The sequence below is a fragment of the Mesorhizobium sp. P160187 genome, assembly GCF_057766425.1.
Genome location: NZ_JBYMDX010000003.1, coordinates 1,813,566 through 1,838,754 on the forward strand (window position 1 = coordinate 1,813,566; position 25,189 = coordinate 1,838,754).

A 25,189-nucleotide genomic window follows, 5' to 3' on the forward strand; every position below is an offset into this window, starting at 1 on the left:
AAAGTTCAATTGCCCGGTGCGGTCCACACGGCGTCGGAGATGCGCACCGCGTTCGGGATCAGCTTGAGCTTGTAGAAGCGATCGGCTGTCGCCTGCTGGCCGGCGATGATCTCGTCGGTGATCGGGAAGATGCCGAATTTGGTGCGGTTGGCCGCGATCGTCTGTGCATCGAGCGGCACGCCGGTCACCTCATGCAGCGCCGCGGCAACCTTGTCGCGGTTCGCGTCCGCCCATTTCGCCGCCACGCCGAGCGCCGCTATCGTCGTGGTGATCGTCTCCGGATGCGCCTTGGCGAAATCCTTGTTGGCGAGGAAATAGGTGTTCACCTTGAGCACCTCGCTGGAGCGCGCCAGCACGCGCGGCTGGTAGCGTGTCTCGGCGATGGCGTAGAACGGATCCCAGACCGCCCAGGCATCGATCTGGTCGCTGGCGAAAGCCGCCGCGGCATCGGCCGGGCTGAGATAGACCGGGGTGATCTGGTCGAAGGGGATGTTTGCTTTTTCGAGTGCCGCGACCAGCAGATTGTGCGCGCTGGTGCCTTTGCCGACGCCGATGCGCTTTCCCTTGAGGCCGGCGAGCGACTGGATCGGCGATGCCGGCTTGACGAAGATCGCTTCGCCGTCGCCATTGGCCGGCAGTGCCGCCGCATAGACGATGTTGGCGCCGGCCGACTGGCCGAAGATTGGCGGTGCGTCGCCGGTCCAGCCGACATCGATGGCGCCGACATTGAGCGCCTCGACCAACGGCGGGCCGGCGGTGAATTCGACCCATTTCACCGCGACACCCTTGTCGCTCAGCGCCTTCTCGATCACCTGCTGCTGCCGGGCGATGACCGGCAGGCCGGTCTTCTGATAGCCGATGTTGAGCTGCTTCAACTCTTGCGCCGAGGCACTGAGCGAGGCAGCAATGCCCGCCGCCAAAAGGCCAAGGCCGAAAACGCGTCTGGTCAGGCTGAACATGATCCCTCTTCCTTCGCTGCGAACCGGCGCCGGGAAGGGCTCCCTGCCGTGGATGAGAGACAAGGCTAGGTAGGTCTATAAATTTAGTAGAGAAACGATTTTGCGAGTTGGCTGCTTGACGTGGAAATATTTTCTTCAGAACCCAGCACTCGTCATCCTAGGGCGAAGCAAGGAGCGAAGCGACGCGGCGCAGACCCTAGGATCCATGCCGTGACGTTTGCCGTAGAGTGGAACGGATCAGAATGTCGCTTGTGCGCGAACCGAGGCTCGATACCCTGAAACCATGACCGGCGACGTCTACATGACTGCAAGCCAAAAACGCGGCACGATCTACATCGGCATCACGCATGCCTGAACACAAATCCGGCCAGGGCGCAGGCTTCACCAGCCGCTATGGTGTTCAACGGCTGGTCTGGTATGAGGAATTCTTCGACATCACCGATGCCATTCAACGCGAGAAGTCGCTGAAGCGATGGCCGAGACAGTGGAAGATCGAACTGATAGAGAAGGCCAATCCGGAGTGGTTTGAGCTGTTTCGCGGAACCGGGTGGTAGGCGCCCGGTTTGTTGCTCCCCTGGAGCGTAGCATCAGCGTCTCGGCATGGATCCTAGGGTCTGCGCCGCGTCGCTTCGCTCCTTGCTTCGCCCTAGGATGACGAAATCGCGAAGGCTGGCGCTAATCTCCATCACCTCACTGCGACCAATACTGCCAGGCCCAGTAAAATCCCTCGTCGCGCGGCGGCAGGCGGTCGCGTTCGGCGTCGAGTTGCACGGGGGCCGGCGATTTCGGCTGCGGCTGCGACGACGAGTTCTCCCGCCAGGCGAGCAGCCAGTTGCCGAGATGGGCGAACAGCACCGCGGTGGACTGGGTCATGACATCACTCCTTCTGTTCCGGGGTCGGCGGTCGCCGTGCTGCGAAGGGAAGCAGCCGGTCAAACCGGCAGAACTTGTTGTCATTCCTTTCCCGCCCACGGAACCAGCTGACGCTCGATTCGGCGGATGATGAATTCCAGCACGAAGGCTATTGTCGCGATCACCACTATTCCCATCACCACGACATCGGTGACCAGGAACTGGGCGGCCGACTGGATCATGAAGCCGAGGCCGCGCGTTGCCGCCACCAGCTCGGCTGCAACCAGCGTCGACCAGCCGGCGCCGAGCGCGATGCGCAGGCCGGTGAGGATCGACGGCAGCGCGCTGGGCAGGATGACATGGCGCACCACTTGGCGCTGCGTCGCACCAAGCGAACGCGCCGCATCGATGCGCTCCTTTGAGACACCGCGCACGCCCGAGGCCGTCGACAGCGCCACCGGCGCCAGCATGGCAATGGCGATCACCAGGATCTTTGACGGCTCGCCGATGCCGAACCAGATGATGACCAGCGGCAGATAGGCGAGCGGCGGGATCGGCCGCAAAAATTCGAGCAAGGGATCGAAGATGCCGCGCCCGACCGTCGAAATGCCGATAGCCAGCCCAACCGGAACGCCGATGACGATGGCCGCGAGCAGCGCCGCGAACACGCGGCCGAGGCTGGCGACGATATGCTGCAGCAAAGTCGCGTCGACGAAGCCGTCCTTGATCACCACGATGAACTTGGTCCACACGGCGGCGGGCGACGGCAGGAACACCGGCGACACCAGTTGCAGGCGCGCAGACAGCGCCCATGCCGCCAGCACGACCAGGATGGTGACGGCGCTGATCGCCCGCGAGGAAACCCCGCGCCGCTTCCGCACCGGCCGCGACCACGGCACCGAAATGGCATCGGCCTCGCCGGTCCCGGTGGCCGGCCGCTCGCTGTAGGAGGTGACGCTCATGCCACCTCTCCTTCGAAGATCGCATCGGTCAGCTCGCCGCGCGCCGCGGCAAAGGCCGGATCGGCCTTGATGGTGCGGATCGGCTCGCCTGCGGCATAGCGCCGGCTGAAACCGGTCTCGAATGTCCGCACCACGCGGCCCGGTCCGGGCGCCAAAACGACGATGCTTGTGGCCAGCACCAGCGCCTCCTCGATGCCATGCGTGACCATCAGCACGCCGACCCGGCTTGCGGTCCACAGGTCGAGCAGCGTCGTCTGCATGCGCTCGCGCGTCAGCGCATCGAGTGCGCCGAGCGGTTCGTCGAGCAGCAGGAATTCCGGCTCGGCCGCGAGCGCTCGGGCGAGGCCGACGCGCTGGCGCATGCCGCCGGACAATTCCCAGATGCGTTTGTCGCCGACGCCGTCAAGCTTGACCAGCGCCAGCAACTGGTCGGCGCGGCGCGCCCGCTCGGCTTGCGGCACGCCGCGCAGCCTGAGCGCAAAGCCGACGTTTTCACGAGCCGTCAGCCAGGGAAACAGCGCATCGTTCTGGAACACGACCGCCCGGTCGGAGCCTGGGCCGGTGATCGGTCTGCCGCCGATCGTGGCGACCCCGCGCGCGGGTTCGACCAGGCCGGCGGCGACATTGAGCAGCGAGGTCTTGCCGCAGCCGGAGCGGCCGACCAGCACGACGAAATCGCCCTTGGCGACATCGATGGAAACTCGGTCGACCGCCGGCGCTGCTTGGCCGTCATAGTGAACCGAGGCCTTGTCGAGTACGAGATGCGGGTCGAGTACGAGATGCGGCATGAAAAGGGGCTCCGGAAGAAAATCAGCCTGCCCCGGCCCTCGTTAAGCGGATCCGGGACAGGCAGCACGCGGCGTCAGGGAAGAGGAAACCGCGCGTGTTCAGAGCAATTCCAGGAAAAGTGTGAAGCGGTTTTCCGTCCGGAATTGCGTAAAACTGAAGATCAGTTCGAGGCCAGAGCCTCGGTCACGTATTTCGACGACACGTATTTCGAATAGTCGGGCAGCACGGCGTCGATCTTGCCCTGCTCCTTGAGGAAGGCCGAAGCTGCCTCCATCGCCTTGACCGTGCCGCCGCCGAGGAATTTGTCGGAAGCCTGCTCCTCCAATGTCGGGAAGACGTAACCCTTGAGGAGCTGCGGCACCTCTTCCAGTTTGGCGCCGGTGATCTTGGCGATCTTGGCCGCTTCCGGCGACGAAACCGACCATGCCTCGGGCTTGGCCAGGAACTGGGCATAGGATTCGCCGGTCACCTTGACGAAATCGCGCACGGCGTCCGGGTTCTTTTCGGCGAAGTCGGTGCGCACGATCCAGGCGTCGAAGGTCGGCGCGCCCCAGGCGGCAACCTGCGAGGAATCCAGCACCACCTTGCCTGTCGTCTTGATCTGGCCGAGCGCCGGATCCCAGACATAGGCCGCGTCTATGTCGCCGCGGGCGAAGGCGGCGGCTATTTCCGGTGGCCTGAGATTAAGGATTTCGACCGACTTCGGGTCGACGTTTTCGTGCTTCAGCGCGGCAAGCAGGCTGTAATGCGTGGTCGACACGAACGGCACCGCCACCTTCTTGCCGGCGAGGTCGGCGATCTTCTCGATGCCGGATCCATTGCGGGCGACCAGCGCCTCGGACTGGCCGATCAGGCCGACGACAAAGATGGTCTGGATCGGCAGTTCGCGGCTGGCGGCCGCGGCCAGCGGACTCGAGCCGACATAGCCGATATCGACCGAACCGGATGCGACGGCGGCGATGACATCGGCACCGGAATCGAACTTACGCCAGTCGATCGTTGCCTTGGTCGCCTTTTCATAGGCGCCGTCGGCCTGTGCTACTTTCGAAGGTTCGACCACCGTTTGGTAGCCAATGGTGATGTTGAGGTCCTGCGCCTGGGCCGGGCCGAGGAAGGCCGCACCCGCCAAAGCTGCCGACGACAGGAGGACAATGCGTCGCGAAATGCTGGACATGAAAGGCTCCATGAAAAATGAGAAAAACCGGATGCCTGTTCATAGTCAGCTAATTCTATCATTCTTGTAGAGTTAAATCGTTCCAAGGAAAAAGCACTTGTTAGAAAAAAACCAACGGCTGATGCGGGCGCGGTGACCGGCCCGTGTCGGACCGTGCACAAACGCAAACGGCGCCCCAAAGGTGCTGAAGAGTTGGTGGTCCTGCCAACCCTCGCTACGGAAGAGGCCTGATTTGGTGCTCGGCGCGCCGCTTGCGGCCTGCCGCAGGATCGATGTCGAGCCGTTGAGCCTCACCGACTTCCGCAGCGACGGCCACCGCTGGATGCTGCGGTCAAGCGGCGTGCCGGTGGCCGCCAAGGCCGCCCGGTCTCAGAGCGGCAAGGCGGCGTCCTGATATCGGGCGCAGGGCGGCGCCCGAGTTGTCGGGAGTCATGTTCGCCGATCCGCGGGCTGCGACCCAAAATTCCCGGCAAAGCCCCAAATGGCGCAAATCCATGCTGTAAAAGACGGTTGATTTGAAAACACGTTCCGCGTGTTCGAGGGTAAGTATAGTAATCTTATCGACATTGGGAGCAGGAGCCGCCGTTCATCGCCGCAATCGCTCGCGGCTGGCTGTGACCGTAACGGCACAAAGCCTTGCTAAAGTGGCCCCTGCGGCGTGAAAACGAAGCAAAGGTTTCTCGGCTTGTATATCATGTCAGTAGAATTTATGTGTCGAAGCAGCTTGCACGCGGCGGGGAGGCACGTCAGGCGTTTCGCAACCGATGGTTTGGGCCATCGCCTGACAGAGAAACATTCGGTCTATGCTCACCAAAAAAGGCAAGTACGGCCTCAAGGCGCTGGTCCATCTGGCGCATCTGCCGGTGGGACAGCTCGCCTTCGTCGGCGACATCGCCAGCGGCAACAACATCCCGAAGAAATTCCTCGACGCCATTCTGGGCGAATTGCGCAATGCCGGTTTCGTCCAGAGCCGCAAGGGCAAGGATGGCGGCTATCGCCTGGCGCGCCCGGCCGACGAGATCAAGGTCGGCCATGTCGTGCGCGTCCTCGACGGACCGCTGGCGCCCATCCCCTGCGCCAGCCGCACCCAGTATCAGCGCTGTGAAGACTGCAATGAGGCGACATGCCAAGTCCGACATCTGATGCTCGAGGTCCGGCAGGCGATCGCCGAGGTGCTCGACCAGCGCACGCTGGCCGAGATGCGCGACATCGTCCTCGACGACCTTCCGGTCGCGAGGGACATCGACGAGCTTGCGCCGGCGCAAAAGGTCCCCGCCTGATCCTGAGCGTGCTCGCATGAGCGTCGCGCGCGCCAATTCGATCATCCGCAGCTCGATCATCATCGTCGGCGGCGGCGCCAGCGGCGTCGTGCTTGCCGCGCATCTGCTGAAGTCGCCCAACCCGGACCTTCGCGTCACGCTGATCGAAAAGCGTCCGCATTTCGGCCAGGGCATCGCCTATTCGACGCTCTTATCGGCGCACGTGCTGAATGTCAGCGCCGCGGGGATGAGCGCCTATGCCGACGATCCCCTGAATTTCTGGCGCTGGTTGCAGGGGCGCGGCCTGATAAGCCAGGAACAGACGCCGCAGACACCCTTCTATGCACCGCGCAGCGTCTATGCCCGCTACCTCAAGGAAGTGCTCGACGAACTCGAAGCGCGCGAAAAGGAAACCGGCCGTCTCAGGCTGATTCGCGAGGAAAGCCTGTCGATCTCGCCGACATCGTCCGGTGTCGAAGTGGTGCTGGCCAACGGCACCAGCGTCGTCGCGCATCTGGCGGTGCTTGCCACCGGCCACGACGAGCAGCCCGGCGCCGGCCAAGGTCATGCCATCCGCATGGGCACCGAGGCCGACACCGCGCTCGATCCTGAAGCCCGCGTGCTGGTGCTGGGCACCGGGCTCAGCATGGTCGATGCCTTCCTGTCGCTCGAGCAGCGCGGCCATCGCGGCGAGATCGTCGCCGTATCGCGGCGCGGGCTGCTGCCGTCGCCGCACCGCAAGGGCAACCCGATCAAGCTCGACGTCGCCGACATTCCGCTCGGCACGCAGCTCTCCTATTTCGTCGGCTGGTTCCGCGACCTGATCCGCGAAAACCAGAAGGCCGGCATCGACTGGCGCGACGTCGTCGATGGGCTGCGACCCTTCAATCAGAAGATCTGGCAGAACTGGCCGTCCTCGGCCAAGCGCCGCTTCGTTGAGCACACCAAGGCCTGGTGGGACATCCATCGCCATCGGCTGGCGCCCGAGGTGCATGCCCGCGTCACCGAAGCGGTGCGCACCGGCCGCATCCGCCCGGTCGCCGGCCGTGTCGTCGGCATCGAGGCTGGCGATGGATTCACCGTCGGCATCCAGTCTCGCCACACAAAGGCGCTGGAAACGCTGCAGGTCGCCCGCATCTATGATTGCACCGGCATCGCCCGCGACATCTCGACGACGTCGAACAGCGTCGTGCGCTCGCTGGTCGACCGCGGCCTGGCGCGGCCCGACCCGCTGCGGCTTGGCCTCGATGTAACGGCCAAGTGCGAAATCATCGCCGGCGACGGCACCGCATCGGCCAAGATCCTCGCCGTCGGGCCGCTGACCCGCGGCACCTTCTTCGAGATCGACGCCATCCCCGACATCCGCGTGCAATGCGCTAGGCTGAGCAAGCAGCTGCTAGGGTAAAGCTGTTGACGTCGGCGGGATAGCACGCCCCTCAGAGGGGGGTGGGAAGGATGGCTACGGAGGGTGTTTGGCTTGAGTCCAAAGCCGGCGTCAAACTGGAATTCCATTCCCCCTCTCGCCGGTTGATTGGCACGATCTACCTTCTTTCCGACTGCAAACGGCCGGAAAAGAAGCTACGCTGCCGCTCTGCCCCCGAGGCGGTCGCTTGTTCAAGGGAGCACATCGACATGAGCGAGCACAGAAAAGCTGCGCCAGGCCGTTCGGACGGCGCGTTATCCCGCCTGCGTCCGCCCTACGCCTCGGTGCTCGACCTCATCGGCCAGACGCCGGTGGTCGAACTGACCAAATTCGACACCGGCAAGTGCCGGCTGTTCATCAAGCTCGAAAGCCAGAATCCCGGCGGTTCGATCAAGGACCGCATTGCGCTGTCGATGATTGCCGCGGCCGAGAAGGAAGGCAAGCTGAAGCGCGGCGGCACCATCGTCGAGGCGACCGCCGGGAATACCGGCCTCGGCCTCGCCCAGGTCGGCATCCCCAAGGGCTACCGCATCATCCTCGTCGTGCCCGACAAGATGTCGCGCGAAAAGATCCAGCATCTGCGCGCGCTCGGCGCCGAAGTGCGCATGACCCGCTCCGATGTCGGCAAGGGCCATGCCGAATATTACCAGGACATGGCCGAGAAGATCGCATCGGAAACGCCCGGCGCCTTCTACGCCAACCAGTTCGCCAACTCGGCCAACCCTGAGGCGCATGAGACCACCACCGGACCGGAAATCCTTGCCCAGCTCGATGGCGACCTCGACGCCGTGGTCGTCGGCGTTGGCTCCGGCGGCACGCTGACCGGGCTTGGCCGCTACTTCGCCAGAACGTCGCCGAAGACCGAAATGGTGCTGGCCGATCCCGTCGGATCGGTGCTGGCGCCGCTGATCAAGACCGGCAAGATGGAAGAGGCCGGCAGCTGGACAGTCGAAGGCATCGGCGAGGATTTCGTGCCGCCCAATGCCGATCTGTCGCTGGTCAGGAAAGCCTATTCCATCCCAGACAAGCAGAGCATGCTGGCCGTGCGGGACCTGCTTTCGAAGGAAGGCATTCTCGCCGGCTCGTCTTCCGGCACGCTGCTGTCGGCCGCGCTGCGCTATTGCCGCGAGCAGACGACAGCAAAACGCGTCGTCACCTTCGTCTGCGACAGCGGCAACAAGTACCTGTCGAAGGTGTTCGACGATTTCTGGCTGGCCGAGCAGGGGCTGGCCGAACAGGAACAGCATGGCGATCTGCGCGACCTCGTCATGCGCTCGCACCGCACCGGCGACACCGTTTATGTCGGCCCCGACGAAAGCCTGCTCAACGCCTATGGCCGCATGCGCCGCTCCGATGTCTCGCAGCTGCCGGTGCTGGACAACGGCAAGCTGGTCGGCATTATCGATGAGGGCGATATATTGGCCAAGGTCGACGGCCCCTATGACGGCCGCTGGGACCGCTTCAACGCCCCGGTGCGCACCGCCATGACCTCCAATCTGCACACGCTGCAGGCCAGCCAGACGCTGGATGCGCTGCTGCCGGTGTTCGACCGCAACGAGGTCGCCATCATCTTCGATGGCGACGAGTTCGTCGGCCTGATAACCCGTATCGACCTGATCAACCATTTGAGGCGCGCACGATGACTGCTGAAACACCCCCATCGGGCAAGAACCGCCTGGCTTTTTCCACGCGCACCATCCATGGCGGCCAGAGCCATGACCCGCTGACCGGCGCGGTGATGGTGCCGATCTACGCGACCTCGACCTATGGCCAGCAGTCGCCCGGCGTGCACAAGGGGTTTGAGTACGCCCGCAGCCAGAACCCGACCCGCTTCGCCTTCGAGCGCGCGGTGGCCGATCTCGAAAGCGGCTCGGCCGCCTTTGCCTTTGCTTCCGGCCTGGCGGCGATCTCGACGGTGCTGGAATTGCTCGACAGCGGCACGCATATCGTCGCCACCGACGACATCTATGGCGGCTCGTTCCGGCTGATGGAGCGGGTGCGCAAGCGCTCGGCCAATCTGCAGGTCTCCTTCGTCGATTTTACCGACCTCGCCGCTGTCGAAGCCGCTATCCGTCCGGAGACGAAACTGCTCTGGGTCGAAACGCCCACCAATCCGCTCCTGCGCATCGTCGACCTCGAAGGCGTTGCGGCACTCGCCAGGCGCAAGGGCGTATTGACGGTCGCCGACAACACGTTCTGCAGCCCCTACATCCAGAGGCCGCTGGAACTCGGCATCGACATCGTCGTCCACTCGACGACGAAATATCTCAACGGCCATTCCGACATGGTCGGCGGCGTCGCCATCATCGGTGACAACAAGGACCTCGCCGCCCAGCTGAAATTCCTGCAGAACGCCATCGGAGCCATCTCCAGTCCCTTCGACAGTTTTCTCGCGCTGCGCGGCATCAAGACACTGGCGCTCAGGATGGAGCGGCATTCCACGAACGGCCTGAAGATTGCGCAGTGGCTGGAGGCGCGAAAAGATGTGCGCCGCGTCGTCTATCCCGGCCTGGCCAGCCATCCGCAGCACGCCATCGCCGTCCAACAGATGCATGCCTTCGGCGGCATGATCTCGGTCGACCTCGACCGCGACCTCGCCGGCACCAAACGCTTCCTCGAACGGACGCAACTGTTCACGCTGGCTGAAAGCCTCGGCGGCGTCGAAAGCCTGATCGAACACCCGGCGCTGATGACGCACGGCTCGATCCCGGCGGAAAAGCGCGCGGAAATCGGCATTTCGGATTCGCTGGTGCGGTTGTCGGCGGGGATAGAGGATGGCGATGATCTGATCGCCGATCTGGAGCAGGCGCTGCGGGGGTAGGCGTACCGGATGCGTACCGATGACAATGAGGGGCGGCGCTGACCGTCGAGATTAAATCCCAATCCGCCGCGCGTTAACACATTCAGCAGCCTTTGCTTAACCCTTCGCCGCTATGTCCCGCCTCGGGGAGGCATGGCGAGAGTGAGTGTGATGGACAACAGCCCGGAAAAGCGCAGCGAATGGCGAGGCATCTTTTATGTGCAGGCCCGCGTGGCCATCCTGTTCGTCCCGGTCGTCGCCAGTCTTCTGATCATTGCCGCACTTGCCGGCAACGACCACAGTCCCGACGCCCTCGACCGCACGGTTACTGGCTCGGTGAAATAGCGGCACGGCCGTCGGCTTGCCTGCCCGGGAACGGCCGCCTCAGAAAAACTTCGGGATCGGGCCGTTCTGCGGCGTCACGTCGCCTTCCAGGTCGATGAACGCCTCGTCGACAAAGCACCAGGCCCAGCCTTCCGGCGGGTCGTAGCCTTCGATGACCGGATGCTTGGTGGCGTGGAAATGCTTGGTGGCGTGGCGGTTGGGCGAGTCGTCGCAGCAGCCGACATGGCCGCAGGTGCGGCAGAGCCTGAGATGCACCCACATGGAGCCGCTCTTCAGGCACTCCTCGCAGCCGAGCGCGCTCGGCGTCACCGTCTTGATGTCGCGCGTGTGTTTGCATTCATCCATTATGCTCTCCTGGCCAGTTCGGGCGCTGCTGCGTTGGGTCGCGCGAGATAGGCGTGCAAGGCAGCCACCACCTGGGCGCCTTCGCCGACGGCGGCGGCGACCCGCTTGACCGAGCCTGCGCGCACGTCGCCGATGGCGAACACGCCGCTGCGGCTGGTCTCCATCTGGCCCGCCCCTATGTCGGCGCCGGTGCGCACGAAACCCCTGGCGTCGAGCGCGATATCGCACCCAGCCAGCCAATCGGTGTTGGGGTCGGCGCCGATGAACAGGAAGAGATGCTGGATCGGCCGCATCTCGACGCCGCCGGGGTTGCGCCAACGCAACTGGGTGAGATTGCCGCCTTCGCCTTCCAGCGCCTCGATCTCGGTCTCGCCAAGCACCTCGATGTTGGGTTGCGCCTCGATACGCTCGACCAGATAGCGCGACATGGTTTCCCTGAGGCCGCCGCGGCGCGCCAGCATCGTCACCTTGCGCACCTGGCTGGCGAGATAGACCGCCGCCTGCCCCGCCGAATTGCCGGCGCCGACCAGCGCCACTTCTTGCCCTGTGCATAGCCGCGCTTCGATCGGCGAGGCCCAGTAATGCACCGACGTGCCCTCGAACTCGGCCAGCTTGGCGATGTCGAGGCGGCGGTAGCGGGCGCCGCTGGCGATCACCACCGTGCGTGCGCGCAGGCTTTCACCGTCGCCGACGGTAAGCGTGTAGCCCTCGCCTGCTGCACCGAGCAGCTTGGCCTCGTCGGGGATGACTATTTCGACGCCGAATTTCTGCGCCTGGTTGTAGGCGCGCGCCATCAGCGCCATGCCGGAAATGCCGGTGGGGAAACCCAGATAGTTCTCGATGCGCGCGGAGGCGCCGGCCTGGCCGCCGAAGGCGCGGCAATCGAGCACGATGGTCGACAGCCCTTCGGATGCCGCATAGACCGCGGCCGCCAGCCCCGCCGGCCCGGCGCCGACAATGGCGACGTCATAGACCATGTCGGGATCGATCGGCCGCAGCAGGCCGATGCAGCGGGCAAGTTCGGTTTCGCCGGGATTGTGCATCAGCTTGCCGTTGGGGCAGAGCACGATCGGCAGATGGTGCGGGTCAACATGAAAATGCTCAATCAGCGTCTTGGCGGACGGGTCGCTGTCGGAATCGAGCGCGCGGTGCGGCTGGCCGCTGCGGCGCAGAAATCCCTGCAGCCGCAGCGTGTCGCCATTGCCGGCCGGGCCGATGACGACCGGCCCGCTCGAGCCGCTTTCCAGAAGCCCGACGCGGCGCAGGATCAGCGCCCGCATGATCCGCTCGCCAAGGCTTGCCTCCTGCACCATCAGGTCGCGCAGCCGCTGCGAGGGGATGACGAAGGCCTCGACCGGCTCGGCCGCCTCCGCATTGACCAGCGACGGCCGGCTGGAAAGCTGCGCCAGCTCGCCGATGAAATTGCCTGGGCCATGGGTGACGATGGTCTCGCGCCGGCCGGGCCTGACATCCTGGGTGATATCGGCCGTGCCCGACAGGATGACGATCAGCCCCGGCGCCACAGTGCCGGCGGTGACGATGTGCTCGCCGGCGGCATAGGAACTCGCCTCGCCGAACCGGCGCATGCGCTCGATATCGGCGTCGCCCAGGATGGGAAACATCTGGTCGCGGCGGGTGACGGTGATCGGCTGGGTGGGTGGGGCCATAGGTGCGAACGTAGCGCCGAGACGGCCGGGTTTGAAGTGGTTTGTTGGAGGACTGGCCGGAAGGGGAGGTGGCTCCCGCGCCAGCTGGTTCGGATGCTTCGCATGGCCCCGCGCTCCAAGGCAAACAGCGCGCCGACCAGTGCGACCTTTATAAGGGCGAGCCCGAGCAGTACCGTCGGCAGTCCTCGCTCACCAGTATGCTGCAAGAGCAGCGCGCCGACGGACGGCGCCGCGGCTATCGCGTTACGCCAAGCGCCTGAGGTGCGGTGGTATCCTCGGGCTCCCCGAAGGCAGATCCTGGCGAAATCCCATTCGTCGCATCTTTGTAGAGCGCTATCGGATGCGGGCGCCCCACCAGATATCCTTGGATTTCGGGACATCCTTCCTTCATCAGGAAGGCACGCTCGTCCTCTGTTTCGACACCCTCCGCGATGACAGGCAAGGCCAGCGCATTCCCCAGGCTGAGTATCGTGCGCACGATGGCGGCCGATTGGACATTCGAGCCGACACCCGAAACAAAACTGCGATCGATCTTGATCTTGTCGAAGGGAAACGCCTGCAACGAGGACAGCGAGGCATACCCGGTGCCAAAATCATCCATCGAGACCCTGACGCCCAACGCCTTCAACCTCCGCAAAACCGACAAGGCAGTTGCCCGGTCGCGGATGAGAACCCCTTCCGTGATTTCCAGTTCCAGCCGCCCCGGAGCAAGGCCGGTCTCGTAGAGGATAGAATGAACGAGGCCTACCAGGTCCCCGAAACGGAATTGCACGGGAGAGAGGTTGACGGCGATCTGCAGCGGTGAGGGCCAGGAGGCCGCGTCTCTGCACGCCTGCCTGAGCGTCCATTCACCTATCTCAACGATCGTGCCATCCTGTTCGGCAAGCGAGACAAACGCGTTTGGGGAGATGAGCCCATGCTTTGGATGGTGCCATCGGGCGAGTGCCTCGAAACCAAAGATTTCGCCGTCCATCCTGGCTTGCGGCTGATAATGAAGCACAAGTTCGCCATGGCCGACCGCAGAGCGCAAATCTCGCTGCAAGGCGTAGCGCTCTCTTAGCCGCTTATCCATCTCAGGATCGAAGAATTGCACCATTCGGCGACCGTCCGCCTTGGCCCGGTAGAGCGCTGCGTCGGCATTTGCCATCAGCGCCGCGGCATTCTCTCCGTCTTTCGGATAGATCGCCGCCCCGATGCTCACCCCAATCGAAATGTGCTGGCCCCGGATTTCGAATTTGCCTGCCGCCGATTCGAACAGACGGTCCGCAACATCCTTGGCACTCGCGGACCGGTCATCCATGGCCAGGACAACCGTGAACTCGTCGCCGCCCATGCGCGCGATAAACGCCTCAGGCGCCGCGGTTTGGAGACGCCGGGAGATGGTGCAAAGCAGATCGTCGCCGGCGGCGTGCCCGAAAACGTCGTTCGCCTCTTTAAAATGGTCAAGGTCGATGCTGAAGACGGCAAAGCTGGCGTGCGTTGCTTTTGCACGCTCGAGCGTCGTGGCCAGGTGTGCTGCAAGCGCGGCTCGGTTCGCCAGGCCGGTAAGCGGATCGTGGTGCGCGAGATGCGCGATTTCCTCGTGCCGTGCCATCAGTTCGGTGCGCGCTACGTTCATGTTCTCGCGCGCGTCGTCCAAGCCGTGGGCGGCTTCCCTCACCTTGTCCTGGAGCAGGTTGAAGCTTTCGGCCATCTCTCCAAGTTCGTCACGAGAGTTTACCGTAACCGGCATGATATTCACGGAGGCATGCGCCGCAGCGAGGTCTCCCCGCCCCAGGGCGACCATGGCGAGAGAGAAATCCTTCAGCGTTCCGGATGTCAGACGCTTTGCCGCGTTGCTCACCTCGGTCGCGGAATGGGTGATCATTCCCGGCAAGATCAGGCCAACGCTGATGGTCAGCAGCGCGACAACGACAAAAATGTCCTCCAGCGCGGCGACCAATGAAGTGTCGCCTTGGGGAACGCTGCCGATCGCCAGGAAATAGCCGGCACCGTCAAGCACGAGCACAAAAAGCATGGCTCCGGTAAGCTTTAGGTGAAGCGTATGTGGCAGCAAGGGTAGACCGAGTGCGTATCGATCCTCCATAGCGCGCCAAGCGTAGAGCGCAGCACCCGAATATGCCAAAGCCAGACCGAACAGGACGGTAGGAAGGCCAAATTGCTGAAATCCCAGTATGGCGGTCAACAGCCATATTGCAGCCGCGCCTACGCCAAGGATGATCGTTCCCCTGGGAGCCCGGAAGGGTCGCTCGGCTTCGGGACTGTCACGGCGCAAGAGCCAGACTGCGATGTTTGGCATGCAGATGCTGATCAGGTACGTAAAATTGGCCGCGGCGATCATCCAGAGCGGATACCCGCACAGCATGAAGCCGATTGCCGCAGCAGCTGTGAGCAGCGTTGCCGCCCAGGGACAATCTGTTGAGGTGCGCCTGGCCAGGAAGCTCGGCAGCAGGCCGTCTTCGCTCAGCTGCGCAAGGGTCCGCGCGGCGCCTGCCAATGGCTGCAACGTTCCATGGAACATGTTCAGCATGATGAGCCAGATGGCGGCCGCCTTGCCGAAACTCCCCAACAAGGGCGCAAAGGTGGGCCCGAGAGCTATGGCGAGGTCGGTGCCGAGCGGCTCCGGTCCGAGCACACCCAGCCAGACAACCGGCAGGACCAGGAAATAGACGCCCGCCATTGCGGCGCTGGCCCACATCGCCAGAGGAATGTTGCGGTTGGGATCGATGGTTTCGCCAACATGGCAGGCTGCAGCCTCAAATGCCGGTGCGGCAAACCCGATCAGATACAGTCCCGCCATCACCGACGTGATGTCGCCGAACAGGCCGGTAAACGGGCTGGTCAGGGCAAAATCCGTCGCCTGCCGCCAGTCGACCGAGCCACTGATGACCGGTACGAGGGATGAGAGAAACGCAAGCGTCGCGGAGGCCGTGGCGATCGGGATCGCCAGTTGGACCACCCACTTGATTCCACACAGGTTCACCGTCGTAAAGAATGCGATTAGCCCGCAGGCGACCGCCTCCACGGGGAGGCCCGGCAGGTACCATTGCTGGATTGCAGACGCTGAAAGAACCGCTGTCAGTCCGCAGGTCGGCACCCAACCCCACCAATAGCAGGTGCCCGTCAGAGCCGAGAGAACGGGACTGTAAGGTCGGAAGGCTTCGGCGCACGCTGCGGAGATACCGCCGACGCGGTTTGGCCACATGAGAACCAATTCGGTCCACGCCGGTGCGGCGGCCCAGCTTAGAAGCAGACCAACAACGAGCAAAGGAACCGCGGCGCTTCCTTGACCGGGAATATTCCCCTGGCCGACAAAAAGGGCGGCAATCAGAAACAGGCTTTGATTGCTGCCACCCATGGCGAGCGCTGTCGTCCCCATCCATCCCAAGGTTCTCGGGTGCGGTCGTGAAGGCGTGAGGCCCGGCATTCAGAGACATCCATTCGAGTGCGGAGCGCTGTCTGACTGGCGAATGTAACCTGCGGAGATATGTCTGTCGAACGTCGCGCTCCCGAAGTCAAAGTTGGACCTTAGGTGAGACGTATTAAGACTTCGTACCAAACCAGATCCGCCCGATGATCGCTGTCAACTTGCGGTAGCTGCGGGTCAATCATGCTGATGCCGGCCCGAATGGATCGATCTCCTCCGATCTGGGATATCATATCAATTTTATCTAATCGCCCACTATGAGGGATAGTCGCGGATACAGCCTAATATCGATTATTATCGACAAATCTCCTGATTGCGGGGCGCCATCATTCGAAACGGCGGCTGAAGTCGACTGTAGATCGCTAAGCACATTGACCGCTTTTGACTTCGTACCTCGCCATCGTGGGGGCAAGCACCGAGACTTCACGCCGTGCCTCAAGTTGGAGCTAACTTGTGCGAGCATGCAGCATAGCCCCGCGTTGCAGGGCAAACAGCGCGCCGACCACGCTGGGCGCGGCGGTCGGCCTTGGCGAGCTGGTGGGTCCTTCCCAGGACGGCGCCCGTACGGTCGATATGGCGATCGGGTCGATATGGCGATCGCTCGCTACCATCATCCGATCTGCACCAAACTGGCCTCGGTGACATTTGTGACCATAGGCGTGGCGACGCTCTGGACCGGCCTGTCGGTTCTGCCGGCCGCGCTGATACGGCGCCGGCATCGGCTCGCATGGCCGGGTATCTTCACATGCGGCGACATGGTGTTCTGGACGATGCTTGAGCGCGACGCGACCTCGCCAGCGGGCACGCCTTCGACGCCGGCCCGCAGCAGGAATGTGTTCAGCACCAGAACACTTGGGATCAGCGTTGCGGGAGCCTGCACACGTGAGTACTTCGCCCTTACAAGCCTTCCGGCTGGTCCTCGAGGACGAACGAAGCTGCAATCAGGTCATCGCCGCTGATGCGGCCACTGCCGCCAACCATGATGGATGCGACTTTCTGAAAGGTCTTCATGTCGGCCTCTGTTATGCGCGCATCGCGCATTCTCGCCCTGAGAGAACCCAGGCGGGCATCGAGGGCTGGCGATGTCTCGACGTCATCGATCATCTTCGATCATCCTGGAGCGCAATGTTAAATCCGCAGCCCGCCGCCATGGTCGGCGGCGGGCTGCAGCTATTCGATCAGTCGTAGACCTTCACAATTTTCCGGGTGCCGGGGTCGACCAGGACGGTGCGGTTGTCGACCACGACATAGCGGTATTTGACGTTGGGAACTTCGTGCAGCTCGACCGTATCAGGCAAGGCACTGCCGACGTTCAGCTCCACGCCCGGGATCTTCACCGAAGCCAGCGGCTGCTTTTTCACATATTCGCGGACGACCGTATCCTGCTCCGGTGTGATGACGACATCCTGAGCTGCGGCGCCGCCGACGCCAGCCAAAAGCAACAAGCCTGCAGCGGCACTTGCAAAGTGGATTTTCATGGTTTTCTCCTCGCGTAATCCGGCGACGGCACCACGCCTGTTCGCCGAGGGACCGAACTTGAGATCAGCCAGATTGTTCCTATGACTTCAGTCCGCGGCGAACCAGACCAAAGTCGGATATCAGCTAAGACCCAAGTCCCGAGGCGGAACGTTCAAGCGGGGCAGGCGTTTCCCAAATGCAACTAAATAAAACAGGAGAGGAACACATGGCCGACGGCCCAACTGTTGTTAATTCTGGTGGTGGGGGCGGCACTGCGATTGCTGTTGTTCTTGCACTTATTGCAGTCGTAGTATTGCTTATTTTTACCGGCGTCATCAATATCCGCGGCGACGGCGGCAAGGATATCAACGTCAAGGTTGAAGCGCCAAAGGTGGAAGCTCCGGCTGCACCCGCAAAGCCTGCGGCACCTGCCCCAGCCCCTGCGAGTGGCGGCTGATCTGCTCGCATCCACGCTTCCGAACTGACCTATGAAAAGGAAATTCCCATGACCAGATATTTCGTCAGCGCCGCCGGCGCCCTCGTCCTTATGGCGGGCATCGGCACCTCGTTTGCCGAGGACGTTATTGTTCTCAAGCCCGAACAACAGACGGTCGTTCGCGAATATATCCATAAGCAAAAGCTGGCATCAGTCAGTTTGCTCGGCGTCGAACTCAATGTCGGCACGGCACTTCCAGACACTGTCGAGCTCCACGCAATCGACGTTCCGGATGTCCGCTACAAGTATACGGTTGTCGGAGATCATGCGGTTCTCGTCGATCCCGACACGCGCAAGGTCGTGCAGATCATCGAATAATGCGCGAGCCCGCCGCTCGGTCTGGAGCGGCGGGCTGTGGCTGCCCTGTGAAAGTCTACGGGCAGCCTTTTCTCAACGGGAGGATGTCTGATGTTTAGCGACAAGGAAACTTGGGTCCTGGAAGCTGCCTTACTCGCGGCAATTCCAATTTGCGTAGCCGTCACCGCACTCGTGGCATTTTTGACCGCGGCCTGGATATGAATCGCTTCCTGTTTGTGATGGGCGACTTTCTATCCCGGCCACCGGGCTTCTATGTCCTTCTTGTAGCCATGCTGCTCTGTACTGCGTTGGTGCCATTCGGCCTGACGAATGTGGTCACCTACGCATTGTCGGTAGCGGCCATCGTGATCACCGGCGTTGTACTGATCCAGGGTTACCGCGACACGGCCGCCATTCACGCCAAGCTTGATGAGATTATCGTTTCGCTGAATGAGACCAGAAACGATGTCGTCGGCTTGGAGCATGCCGAGCCGGAGGAGATTCGGGAGAAGCTCCAGACACTCGAAGAAGAAGCAATGAAAGCGGTTCGCCCGCCGCATTGACCCTCCGCTGGACTATCTGTCATCCATCAGCAAAAAAGCCCGGGAAACCGGGCTTTTGCTTCGCATCTAAATCATTTCGGATTTATCCGAAACAGGAATTTGGTGCCCAGAAGAGGACTCGAACCTCCACTCCTTGCGGAACACGGACCTGAACCGTGCGCGTCTACCAATTCCGCCATCTGGGCTGGTGCGGGCTCATGTAAGCGGGCAAACGATATGTGTCAACGCGCTTTTTCGAGGGCCGCTGCCTGCCGGCTTAGTTTCCCGGGGGTCAGCGCCGCCCCTCACCTGCCTGCCGGCATCCTCTCCCCGTACAGTGACGGGGAGAGGGGCGCTCTCATCGATGATTTCGCCGGTCACCTGCGTCACAAGAAGAGCGCCGAGGCTGCGGCCAGCCCTTTCTCCCCGTCACTATACCGGGAGAACTGCCCGGCAGGGCAATGAGGGGCAGCGCCGACTTGGCGAATGCGCTGGCCGAAAACCTCACCCCTCCAGCACGTCCTTCGACGCCACAGTGGAATCGGCGTTGAGCTTGTAGATCACCGGCACGCCGGTGCCGAGCTCGAGCTTGACGATCTCCTCGCCGCTCTTGCCGTCCAGCGCCATGATCAGCGCGCGCAGCGAATTGCCATGCGCGGCGACCAGCACGGTGCCGCCTTTCAGAACATGCGACTGCATGTCGTGCAGGTAATAGGGCCAGACGCGGGCGCCGGTGTCCTTCAGGCTTTCGCCGCCGGGCGGCGGCACGTCGTAGGAGCGGCGCCAGATGTGCACCTGCTCCTCGCCCCACTTCTGGCGCGCGTCGTCCTTGTTGAGGCCGGAGAGATCGCCATAGTCGCGCTCGTTCAGCGCCTGGTCGCGGATCGTCTTCAAATCGCTCTGGCCGACCGCGTCGAGAATGTGCTGGCAGGTCTTCTGCGCCCGGATCAGCGCCGAGGTGAAGGCAATGTCGAATTTCAAGCCGCGTGCCTTGAGCTTCTGGCCGGCTTCCTTGGCCTCCTTGTGGCCCTGCTCGGTAAGGTCGACATCGCGCCAGCCGGTGAACAGGTTCTTCAGGTTCCATTCGCTCTGGCCGTGGCGCACGAGCACGAGAGTTCCCGACATGTTTGCTCCTTCAAAATTATGGATAGTTTAGCTCAAGCCGAGCACGTCCCGCATGGAATAAAGTCCGGGCTTTTTACCGCGCGCCCAGAGCGCGGCCTTGACCGCGCCGCGGGCAAAGATGGCGCGGTCCTCGGCATGGTGCGACAGCGTGATGCGCTCGCCGGTCCCGGCCAGGATGACGCTGTGGTCGCCGACCACCGAGCCACCGCGCAAGCTGGCAAAGCCGATCGTTCCTGGCTTGCGCACGCCGGTATGGCCGTCGCGTGACCGCACATCGTTGCCGGCAAGGGAAATGCCGCGTCCCGCCGCCGCCGCTTCGCCGAGCAGCAAGGCGGTGCCCGAGGGCGCGTCGACCTTGTGCTTGTGATGCATTTCGAGGATCTCGATGTCGAAATCCTCTGGACCGAGCGCGCGCGCGGCCTGCTCGACCAGCACCGCCAGAAGATTGACGCCGAGGCTCATATTGCCGGATTTGACGATCGTCGCGTGGCGCGCCGCGGCCTCGATCCTGGCGTCGTCTTCCGCCGAGCAGCCGGTGGTGCCGATGACATGGGCAATGCGTGCCTGCGCGGCATAGCCTGCGAATTCGACGGTGGCTGCCGGCATGGTGAAATCGAGCACGCCGTCGGCCTTGGCGAACACCGGCAGCGGATCGTCGCCGATCGTCACATTGATGATGCCGATGCCGGCAAGCTCGCCCGCATCCCTGCCGAGATAGGGCGATCCGGTTCGTTCGACCGCGCCGACGACGCGGGCGCCGGGGATCGAATGGATGGCGCGGATCAGCGTCTGGCCCATGCGGCCGGCCGCCCCCACCACCACCAAGCCCATTTCGCTGGATTCGCTCATGCTGTTCTCCCCACCGCCTTCTTGGCGCGGCTGCGCCGGACCGGAGTTTGGACGGGCTTCGAGTCGTCGACAAGCCCCAGTCCGTTCTTGCCTTGAATGCGGTGGAAGCGGGCGTAGACACTGTTTGGATCGGCCATCAGTGCGGCATGGGTGCCTTCCTCGACCAGGCGCCCCTCTTCAAGCACGATAATGTGGTCGGCGTTGACGACCGTCGACAGGCGATGCGCGATCACGATGGTGGTGCGCCCTTCCATCACATGGGTCAGCGCCTCCTGGACGCGCGCCTCGGCCTCGTTGTCGAGCGCCGAGGTCGCTTCGTCGAGCAAAAGGATCGGCGCGTTGCGCACGATCGCCCGCGCAATCGAGACGCGCTGGCGCTGGCCGCCGGAGAGGGTCGAGCCGCCCTCGCCGACGGGCGTGTCGTAGCGCTGCGGCTGCTGACGGATGAACTCGTCGGCCGCCGCCAGCACCGCCGCCCGCTCGATCTCGGCGTCGGTCGCCGAAAGCCGGCCAAAACGGATGTTGTCGCGTATGCTGCCTTCGAACAGATAGGGCGCCTGCGAGACATAGGCGATCGAGCCGCGCAGCGAGTGCTTGGTGACTTTGGAAATGTCCTGGCCATCGATCTCGATCGAACCCTTGTCGACATCGTAGAAGCGCTGCAGCAGCGCCACGAGCGTCGTCTTGCCGGCACCCGAGGCCCCGACCACCGCCGTAACCTTGCCGGCCGCGGCGGTGAAACTCAGGTTCCTGATCACCGGCATGTCGGCGCTGTAGCCGAACGTCACATTGTCGAAGCGAACCTCGCCGGTGGTGATCCTGGCTTCGACCGCGTCGGGCGCATCGCCCTGTTTAGGCTCCAGGTCGAGCAGCTCGTAAATCATCCGGGCGTTGACCAGGGCACGTTCCATACCGACCTGCGTACGAGCCAGGCGCCGTGCCGGATCGTAGGCCATGATCAGCGCGGTGATGAAGGAAAACACAGCGCCTGGTGGTTGTCCGAGCACCAGCGCCCGGTAGCCGGAATAGGCAAGGACGGAGGTAATGGCGAGACCGCCCAAAATCTCGGAAATCGGCGACAGCCGCTCCGCGACCCGGGCGATCTTGTTGTTACGCTGCTCGGCCGTATCGGCCATGATGCCGATCCGGCGCGCCAGCTCGGCTTCCAGGGTGAAGGCCTTGACGATGGCGATGCCTTGCGTGGCCTCCTGTACGGACCCGTTCAGCCGCGAGTTGATCAGCACCGATTCCCGGTTGATGCGCCGCAATCGGCGGGTGATGTAGACGACGGCCCAGATCAGCGGCGGCCCGATCAGCAGCGAGCTGAGCGACAACACCGGATCCTGGTAGATCATGACGCCAACGAGGGCGATCAGCGAGACCGCGTCGCGGCTGATGGAGGTCAGCGTCAGCGACAGCAGATCGCGAACGCCCCCGACATTCTCGTTGACCTGTGCCGCCAGCCGACCGGAACGCGTATCGTTGAAGAAGTCGACGCCGAGCTTCATCAGGTGGTCGAAGCTGCGCTTCTGGTAGCGGGCGACCAGATTGTTGCCGATCTTGGCCAACGCGACCGCCTGGCCGTAACCGGCGAAGCCGCGCAGCACGGAGGCGGCCATGAACCCGGCGCAGATCCAGACGATCATGTCGCCGCGTCGTTCGTAGAAGATCTCGTTGATCATCGGGGCCATGATCCACGCCGTGAAGGCGGTGGTGGCGGAAACAATCAGCAGGCAGCCGACGGCAACGACATAGGTCCAGCGATATTCACTACCGTTTTCGGCCAGGATGCGGCGCAGCACCGCAGTGACCTCAGCTGGCTGGACTTTCAGTTTGAGTGGACTTTGAGCGGTCAAATCGCGGGCGCTTCGTGGTTTGCTAGAGCATGATGCCGAGAAGTGTGAAGCGGTTTTCGGACGACATCATGCTCTATCTCTTTGATTTAGAGCCGGATGCAGATTTCAGGTCGATTCGATCTGAAATCATCCGGCTCTAGGGATGCCAGGCTGGAATTCGGCCCCCTCTTAGCGCCCCGGCTACGGCTTGCCTATGGCGAAACTTCATCGCGGCCCGAGGTTAGGGTCACGAAAGCGGCAGCCATTTCCAAGAAAATACCCGTTTTCGGGACGAAATGGATCATGCCCGCCAGCGCCGCCCCGCCGTCTGGACGCCGAAGAGCGACGGGTTGCGGGCATAGGCGGCAAGGCCCAGAAGCGCTGCCAGCGGGTGGGTGATGACATAGACCGGCATCGAGGCCATCAGCGCGCTGTGCGGCGCTTTGTCCTCGAAGGCGGCACGGAAACTGCCTTCCTTCAGTGCCGGAACGATCTTTTGCGCGATGCCGCCGGTCAAAAACACGCCGCCGCGGCTCATGAACACCAGCGCGAGGTCGCCGGCGGTGCGGCCGAGGCAGGTGACGAACAGCGCCAGCGCTTCCTCGGCAACCGGGTCGGTCTTGGCCAGCGCCGCCCCGGTGATTTCGGCCGGCGTGGTGAACGGCGCCGGCTTGCCGTCGGCCTTGGCGACCGCCCGGTAGACATTGACCAGACCGCGCCCGCACAGGATCTGCTCGCCCGAAATGCGGCCGTCCAGCTTTTCGATATGCGGGAACACCTCGAAATCGCGCGGCGTCCGCGGACCGATATCCATATGGCCGCCTTCGCCAGGCACCGGTATCCAGTGGTGGAGGGCATGAACCAACCCAGCGACGCCGAGGCCGGTGCCGGGGCCGAGCACGACGCGTCCGGCATTCTCCTCCGGCGTGCCGCCGCCGATCTTTTCCATATGCTCTTCGCCGAGCGCCACGACGGCCAGCGCCTGCGCCTCGAAATCGTTGAGCACGACGATGTCGCCCAGGCCCAGATTGGCAAACATCTGCTTCGGCTTCACCACCCAGGGACAGTTAGTAAGCGGGATCTCGTCGCCATCGACCGGTCCGGCGATGGCCAGCACTGCCGAATTCGGCCGGATGGACGACCGGTCGAGCACCGCCGCCTGGATCGCCTCGTCTATGGTGGCGAAATTGGCGGTTTGCACGATATGCGGCTCACCGGCTTCCGAATTTGCGTCGAGCACGATCGAAAAGCGCGCATTGGTGCCGCCGATGTCGCCGATCAGCACTGGAAACCGCAACGCGGTGTCGTCGTCGCCTGACATGCCCTTGCTCGTCCCCTTTGCGGCGCCGTTGCGACCGTTTCAATCGCCCGGTTTTCAATCGCCCGGTTTTCAATCGCCCCGGTTTTCAATCGATTGAATAGCGCATGGCCCAGGAAAGGGAAAGCGTCAGTTCGCCATCACTGTCCGACGTTTGCCGGCGGCCGTCGCCTTGGCAGGGGAATGCCGATCTCCGGCGTGGCGGTGAAGGCGTTGGCTGCGTTTGGCAAGCCGCCCGCATTGCCCGCAATAGGCGGAGGCGCGTCGGGTTCCGGCGCCCTGGCGGCCATCGGCACGCCGCCGCCGCGATAGGTGACGGCTTCGGCCGAGTCGGCATCGGGCTGGTCGAGCACGAACTGGCATTGTTTCGGCAGGTTCGCCATCGTCATCAGGTCGCGCGCCTTGGGCGCGTCCGGGTTCTTGTTGGGCCGCCACGGCTCCTCGGTAAACCACCAGGCCAGCGGCTTGCCGCAGCCGTCGTCGTCGGGCGTCGCTTCCTGCCCCTTGCAGTTGGGCGAGCCCGGCTGGCAGCCGATGCGGATGTGGAAATGATAGTCATGGCCCCAGAACGGCCGGATTTTTCTCAGCCAGGTACGGTCGCCGGTGACGGTGTCGCACAGCTTCTTCTTGATCCCGGGATTGACCAGGATGCGCTCGACTTCCGGATAGCTCGCGGCGCGCTTCAACAGCTTGGTATGTATCGGCTTCCACAGCCTGTCCTTCACCAGATGCGTCTTGTCGTCGACCATCAGCGTGGCGCTGATGTTTTCGCGCTCCTGGGTCGTAAGCTTGCGGTCGGGCATCGGCGTCAGCCAGATGTCGGCGTCGAGGCCGATCTGGTGCGAGGCGTGCCCGGTCAGCATCGGGCCGCCGCGCGGCTGCGAAATGTCGCCGATCAGAAGCCCCGGCCAGCCGTCGGCGGCGGCATCGCGCGACAGCTTCTCGATCAGCGCAATCATCGTTGGATGACCCCAGCGCCGGTTGCGCGAGGGACGCATCACCTCCCAGTTCTGGCCGTCCATCGGAATGGCGACGCCGCCGGTGAAGCAGCCCTTTGAATAGAAGCCGAAGGATTGCGCCGCAGCCACCGCCGGCAGCTTCTTGGCGCCGAACAGGTCTTTTGCCCGTGGCTCGGCCGTGATTGCGCCCGCCACCAGCCCGGCCAGCGCCACGATCGCCAGCGCCGCCGTCAGGAACGGCCGTCTGCCGGTCAAGGATCGCATCGAAATCGTCATGAACCCCACTGCAAAAGTCCGCAACACAATCG

25 protein-coding genes, 1 tRNA gene and 1 pseudogene are annotated in these 25,189 nt (G+C 63.3%); 10 read left to right on the plus strand and 17 right to left on the minus strand.

Translation table 11 applies throughout. The annotated features are described in order from the left end of the window. Positions 1 to 5 precede the first annotated feature (5 nt). Positions 6 to 959 (minus strand): sulfonate ABC transporter substrate-binding protein, encoded by a 954-nt coding sequence (locus AC3CCE_RS12180; RefSeq protein WP_023672091.1) that lies wholly within the window; start codon positions 957 to 959, stop codon positions 6 to 8. 283 nt (positions 960 to 1,242) lie between these two features. On the opposite strand from AC3CCE_RS12180, the pseudogene AC3CCE_RS12185 reads away from it, so the two are divergent. Next, positions 1,243 to 1,513, plus strand: a pseudogene (locus tag AC3CCE_RS12185) (GIY-YIG nuclease family protein). Positions 1,514 to 1,649: 136 nt separating this feature from the next. Here AC3CCE_RS12185 and AC3CCE_RS12190 read toward each other — a convergent pair. The 4 genes from AC3CCE_RS12190 to tauA form a co-directional block, all read right to left on the minus strand. Beyond that, positions 1,650 to 1,832, minus strand: coding sequence for a hypothetical protein (locus AC3CCE_RS12190; protein WP_023672089.1), 183 nt, complete (start codon positions 1,830 to 1,832; stop codon positions 1,650 to 1,652). Positions 1,833 to 1,912: 80 nt separating this feature from the next. Next, complete coding sequence (locus AC3CCE_RS12195; RefSeq protein ID WP_023672088.1) at positions 1,913 to 2,773, minus strand: ABC transporter permease subunit; 861 nt, start codon at positions 2,771 to 2,773, stop codon at positions 1,913 to 1,915. Continuing rightward, on the minus strand, positions 2,770 to 3,561 hold the full coding sequence (locus AC3CCE_RS12200) for a taurine ABC transporter ATP-binding protein (protein WP_023672087.1): 792 nt from the start codon (positions 3,559 to 3,561) through the stop codon (positions 2,770 to 2,772). Before AC3CCE_RS12200 ends, AC3CCE_RS12195 begins: the two co-directional genes overlap by 4 nt. A gap of 161 nt (positions 3,562 to 3,722) precedes the next feature. Continuing rightward, a complete protein-coding gene (gene tauA, locus AC3CCE_RS12205; RefSeq protein WP_023672086.1) occupies positions 3,723 to 4,736 on the minus strand; it encodes a taurine ABC transporter substrate-binding protein in 1,014 nt (337 codons plus the stop codon). Between the two features lie 232 nt (positions 4,737 to 4,968). On the opposite strand from tauA, the gene AC3CCE_RS12210 reads away from it, so the two are divergent. From AC3CCE_RS12210 to AC3CCE_RS12235, 6 genes are all read left to right on the plus strand, one after another. Next, positions 4,969 to 5,130, plus strand: a complete 162-nt coding sequence (locus tag AC3CCE_RS12210) for a hypothetical protein (protein ID WP_023706948.1) — start codon at positions 4,969 to 4,971, stop codon at positions 5,128 to 5,130. 409 nt (positions 5,131 to 5,539) lie between these two features. Further along, positions 5,540 to 6,016 (plus strand): RrF2 family transcriptional regulator, encoded by a 477-nt coding sequence (locus AC3CCE_RS12215; protein WP_023672084.1) that lies wholly within the window; start codon positions 5,540 to 5,542, stop codon positions 6,014 to 6,016. Between the two features lie 16 nt (positions 6,017 to 6,032). Next, a complete protein-coding gene (locus AC3CCE_RS12220; protein WP_023672083.1) occupies positions 6,033 to 7,400 on the plus strand; it encodes an FAD/NAD(P)-binding protein in 1,368 nt (455 codons plus the stop codon). A 227-nt stretch (positions 7,401 to 7,627) separates the two neighbouring features. Beyond that, positions 7,628 to 9,061, plus strand: coding sequence for a pyridoxal-phosphate dependent enzyme (locus AC3CCE_RS12225; protein ID WP_352626678.1), 1,434 nt, complete (start codon positions 7,628 to 7,630; stop codon positions 9,059 to 9,061). Next, positions 9,058 to 10,239 (plus strand): trans-sulfuration enzyme family protein, encoded by a 1,182-nt coding sequence (locus tag AC3CCE_RS12230; RefSeq protein WP_352626676.1) that lies wholly within the window; start codon positions 9,058 to 9,060, stop codon positions 10,237 to 10,239. The genes AC3CCE_RS12225 and AC3CCE_RS12230 overlap by 4 nt, the downstream gene beginning before the upstream one ends. A 132-nt stretch (positions 10,240 to 10,371) precedes the next feature. Further along, positions 10,372 to 10,563, plus strand: a complete 192-nt coding sequence (locus AC3CCE_RS12235) for a hypothetical protein (protein WP_352626674.1) — start codon at positions 10,372 to 10,374, stop codon at positions 10,561 to 10,563. A gap of 39 nt (positions 10,564 to 10,602) precedes the next feature. Here the strand turns inward: AC3CCE_RS12235 and AC3CCE_RS12240 are convergent, their stop codons facing one another. From AC3CCE_RS12240 to AC3CCE_RS12265, 6 genes are all read right to left on the minus strand, one after another. Then, entirely contained in the window at positions 10,603 to 10,908 is a 306-nt protein-coding gene (locus AC3CCE_RS12240; RefSeq protein ID WP_023698083.1) for a UBP-type zinc finger domain-containing protein, read from the minus strand. Then, positions 10,908 to 12,575 carry an FAD-dependent oxidoreductase gene (locus AC3CCE_RS12245; protein ID WP_352626672.1) on the minus strand — a complete coding sequence of 556 codons (1,668 nt, stop codon included), beginning with the start codon at positions 12,573 to 12,575 and terminating at the stop codon, positions 10,908 to 10,910. The genes AC3CCE_RS12240 and AC3CCE_RS12245 overlap by 1 nt, the downstream gene beginning before the upstream one ends. Positions 12,576 to 12,810: 235 nt before the next feature. Further along, positions 12,811 to 16,002, minus strand: coding sequence for an amino acid permease (locus AC3CCE_RS12250; RefSeq protein WP_352626670.1), 3,192 nt, complete (start codon positions 16,000 to 16,002; stop codon positions 12,811 to 12,813). A gap of 610 nt (positions 16,003 to 16,612) precedes the next feature. Then, the gene (locus AC3CCE_RS12255) at positions 16,613 to 16,882 is read right to left on the minus strand and encodes a hypothetical protein (RefSeq protein ID WP_352626668.1); all 270 of its coding nucleotides are present in this window, start codon (positions 16,880 to 16,882) and stop codon (positions 16,613 to 16,615) included. A 17-nt stretch (positions 16,883 to 16,899) separates the two neighbouring features. Continuing rightward, entirely contained in the window at positions 16,900 to 17,106 is a 207-nt protein-coding gene (locus AC3CCE_RS12260) for a hypothetical protein (RefSeq protein WP_023698078.1), read from the minus strand. Between the two features lie 74 nt (positions 17,107 to 17,180). Beyond that, the gene (locus AC3CCE_RS12265; protein WP_023698077.1) at positions 17,181 to 17,480 is read right to left on the minus strand and encodes a DUF1236 domain-containing protein; all 300 of its coding nucleotides are present in this window, start codon (positions 17,478 to 17,480) and stop codon (positions 17,181 to 17,183) included. A gap of 206 nt (positions 17,481 to 17,686) precedes the next feature. On the opposite strand from AC3CCE_RS12265, the gene AC3CCE_RS12270 reads away from it, so the two are divergent. From AC3CCE_RS12270 to AC3CCE_RS12280, 3 genes are all read left to right on the plus strand, one after another. After that, on the plus strand, positions 17,687 to 17,917 hold the full coding sequence (locus AC3CCE_RS12270; protein ID WP_033001362.1) for a hypothetical protein: 231 nt from the start codon (positions 17,687 to 17,689) through the stop codon (positions 17,915 to 17,917). Between the two features lie 48 nt (positions 17,918 to 17,965). Continuing rightward, on the plus strand, positions 17,966 to 18,274 hold the full coding sequence (locus AC3CCE_RS12275; protein WP_023672071.1) for a DUF1236 domain-containing protein: 309 nt from the start codon (positions 17,966 to 17,968) through the stop codon (positions 18,272 to 18,274). Between the two features lie 197 nt (positions 18,275 to 18,471). Continuing rightward, positions 18,472 to 18,816, plus strand: coding sequence for a low affinity iron permease family protein (locus tag AC3CCE_RS12280; RefSeq protein WP_023672069.1), 345 nt, complete (start codon positions 18,472 to 18,474; stop codon positions 18,814 to 18,816). A gap of 100 nt (positions 18,817 to 18,916) precedes the next feature. Here AC3CCE_RS12280 and AC3CCE_RS12285 read toward each other — a convergent pair. The 6 genes from AC3CCE_RS12285 to mepA all read right to left on the minus strand — a co-directional run bounded on the left by AC3CCE_RS12285 (position 18,917) and on the right by mepA (position 25,145). After that, positions 18,917 to 19,001, minus strand: a tRNA-Leu gene (locus AC3CCE_RS12285). Positions 19,002 to 19,299: 298 nt separating this feature from the next. Next, entirely contained in the window at positions 19,300 to 19,920 is a 621-nt protein-coding gene (locus AC3CCE_RS12290; protein ID WP_023672068.1) for a 2,3-bisphosphoglycerate-dependent phosphoglycerate mutase, read from the minus strand. Between the two features lie 27 nt (positions 19,921 to 19,947). Further along, positions 19,948 to 20,769 (minus strand): 4-hydroxy-tetrahydrodipicolinate reductase, encoded by an 822-nt coding sequence (dapB, locus tag AC3CCE_RS12295; RefSeq protein WP_023726737.1) that lies wholly within the window; start codon positions 20,767 to 20,769, stop codon positions 19,948 to 19,950. Beyond that, complete coding sequence (locus tag AC3CCE_RS12300) at positions 20,766 to 22,625, minus strand: ABC transporter ATP-binding protein (protein WP_352626664.1); 1,860 nt, start codon at positions 22,623 to 22,625, stop codon at positions 20,766 to 20,768. The genes dapB and AC3CCE_RS12300 overlap by 4 nt, the downstream gene beginning before the upstream one ends. Before the next feature lie 280 nt (positions 22,626 to 22,905). Next, on the minus strand, positions 22,906 to 23,925 hold the full coding sequence (locus tag AC3CCE_RS12305) for a glucokinase (protein WP_023819306.1): 1,020 nt from the start codon (positions 23,923 to 23,925) through the stop codon (positions 22,906 to 22,908). Between the two features lie 137 nt (positions 23,926 to 24,062). Beyond that, positions 24,063 to 25,145, minus strand: a complete 1,083-nt coding sequence (gene mepA, locus AC3CCE_RS12310; RefSeq protein WP_488377141.1) for a penicillin-insensitive murein endopeptidase — start codon at positions 25,143 to 25,145, stop codon at positions 24,063 to 24,065. Positions 25,146 to 25,189 lie beyond the last annotated feature (44 nt).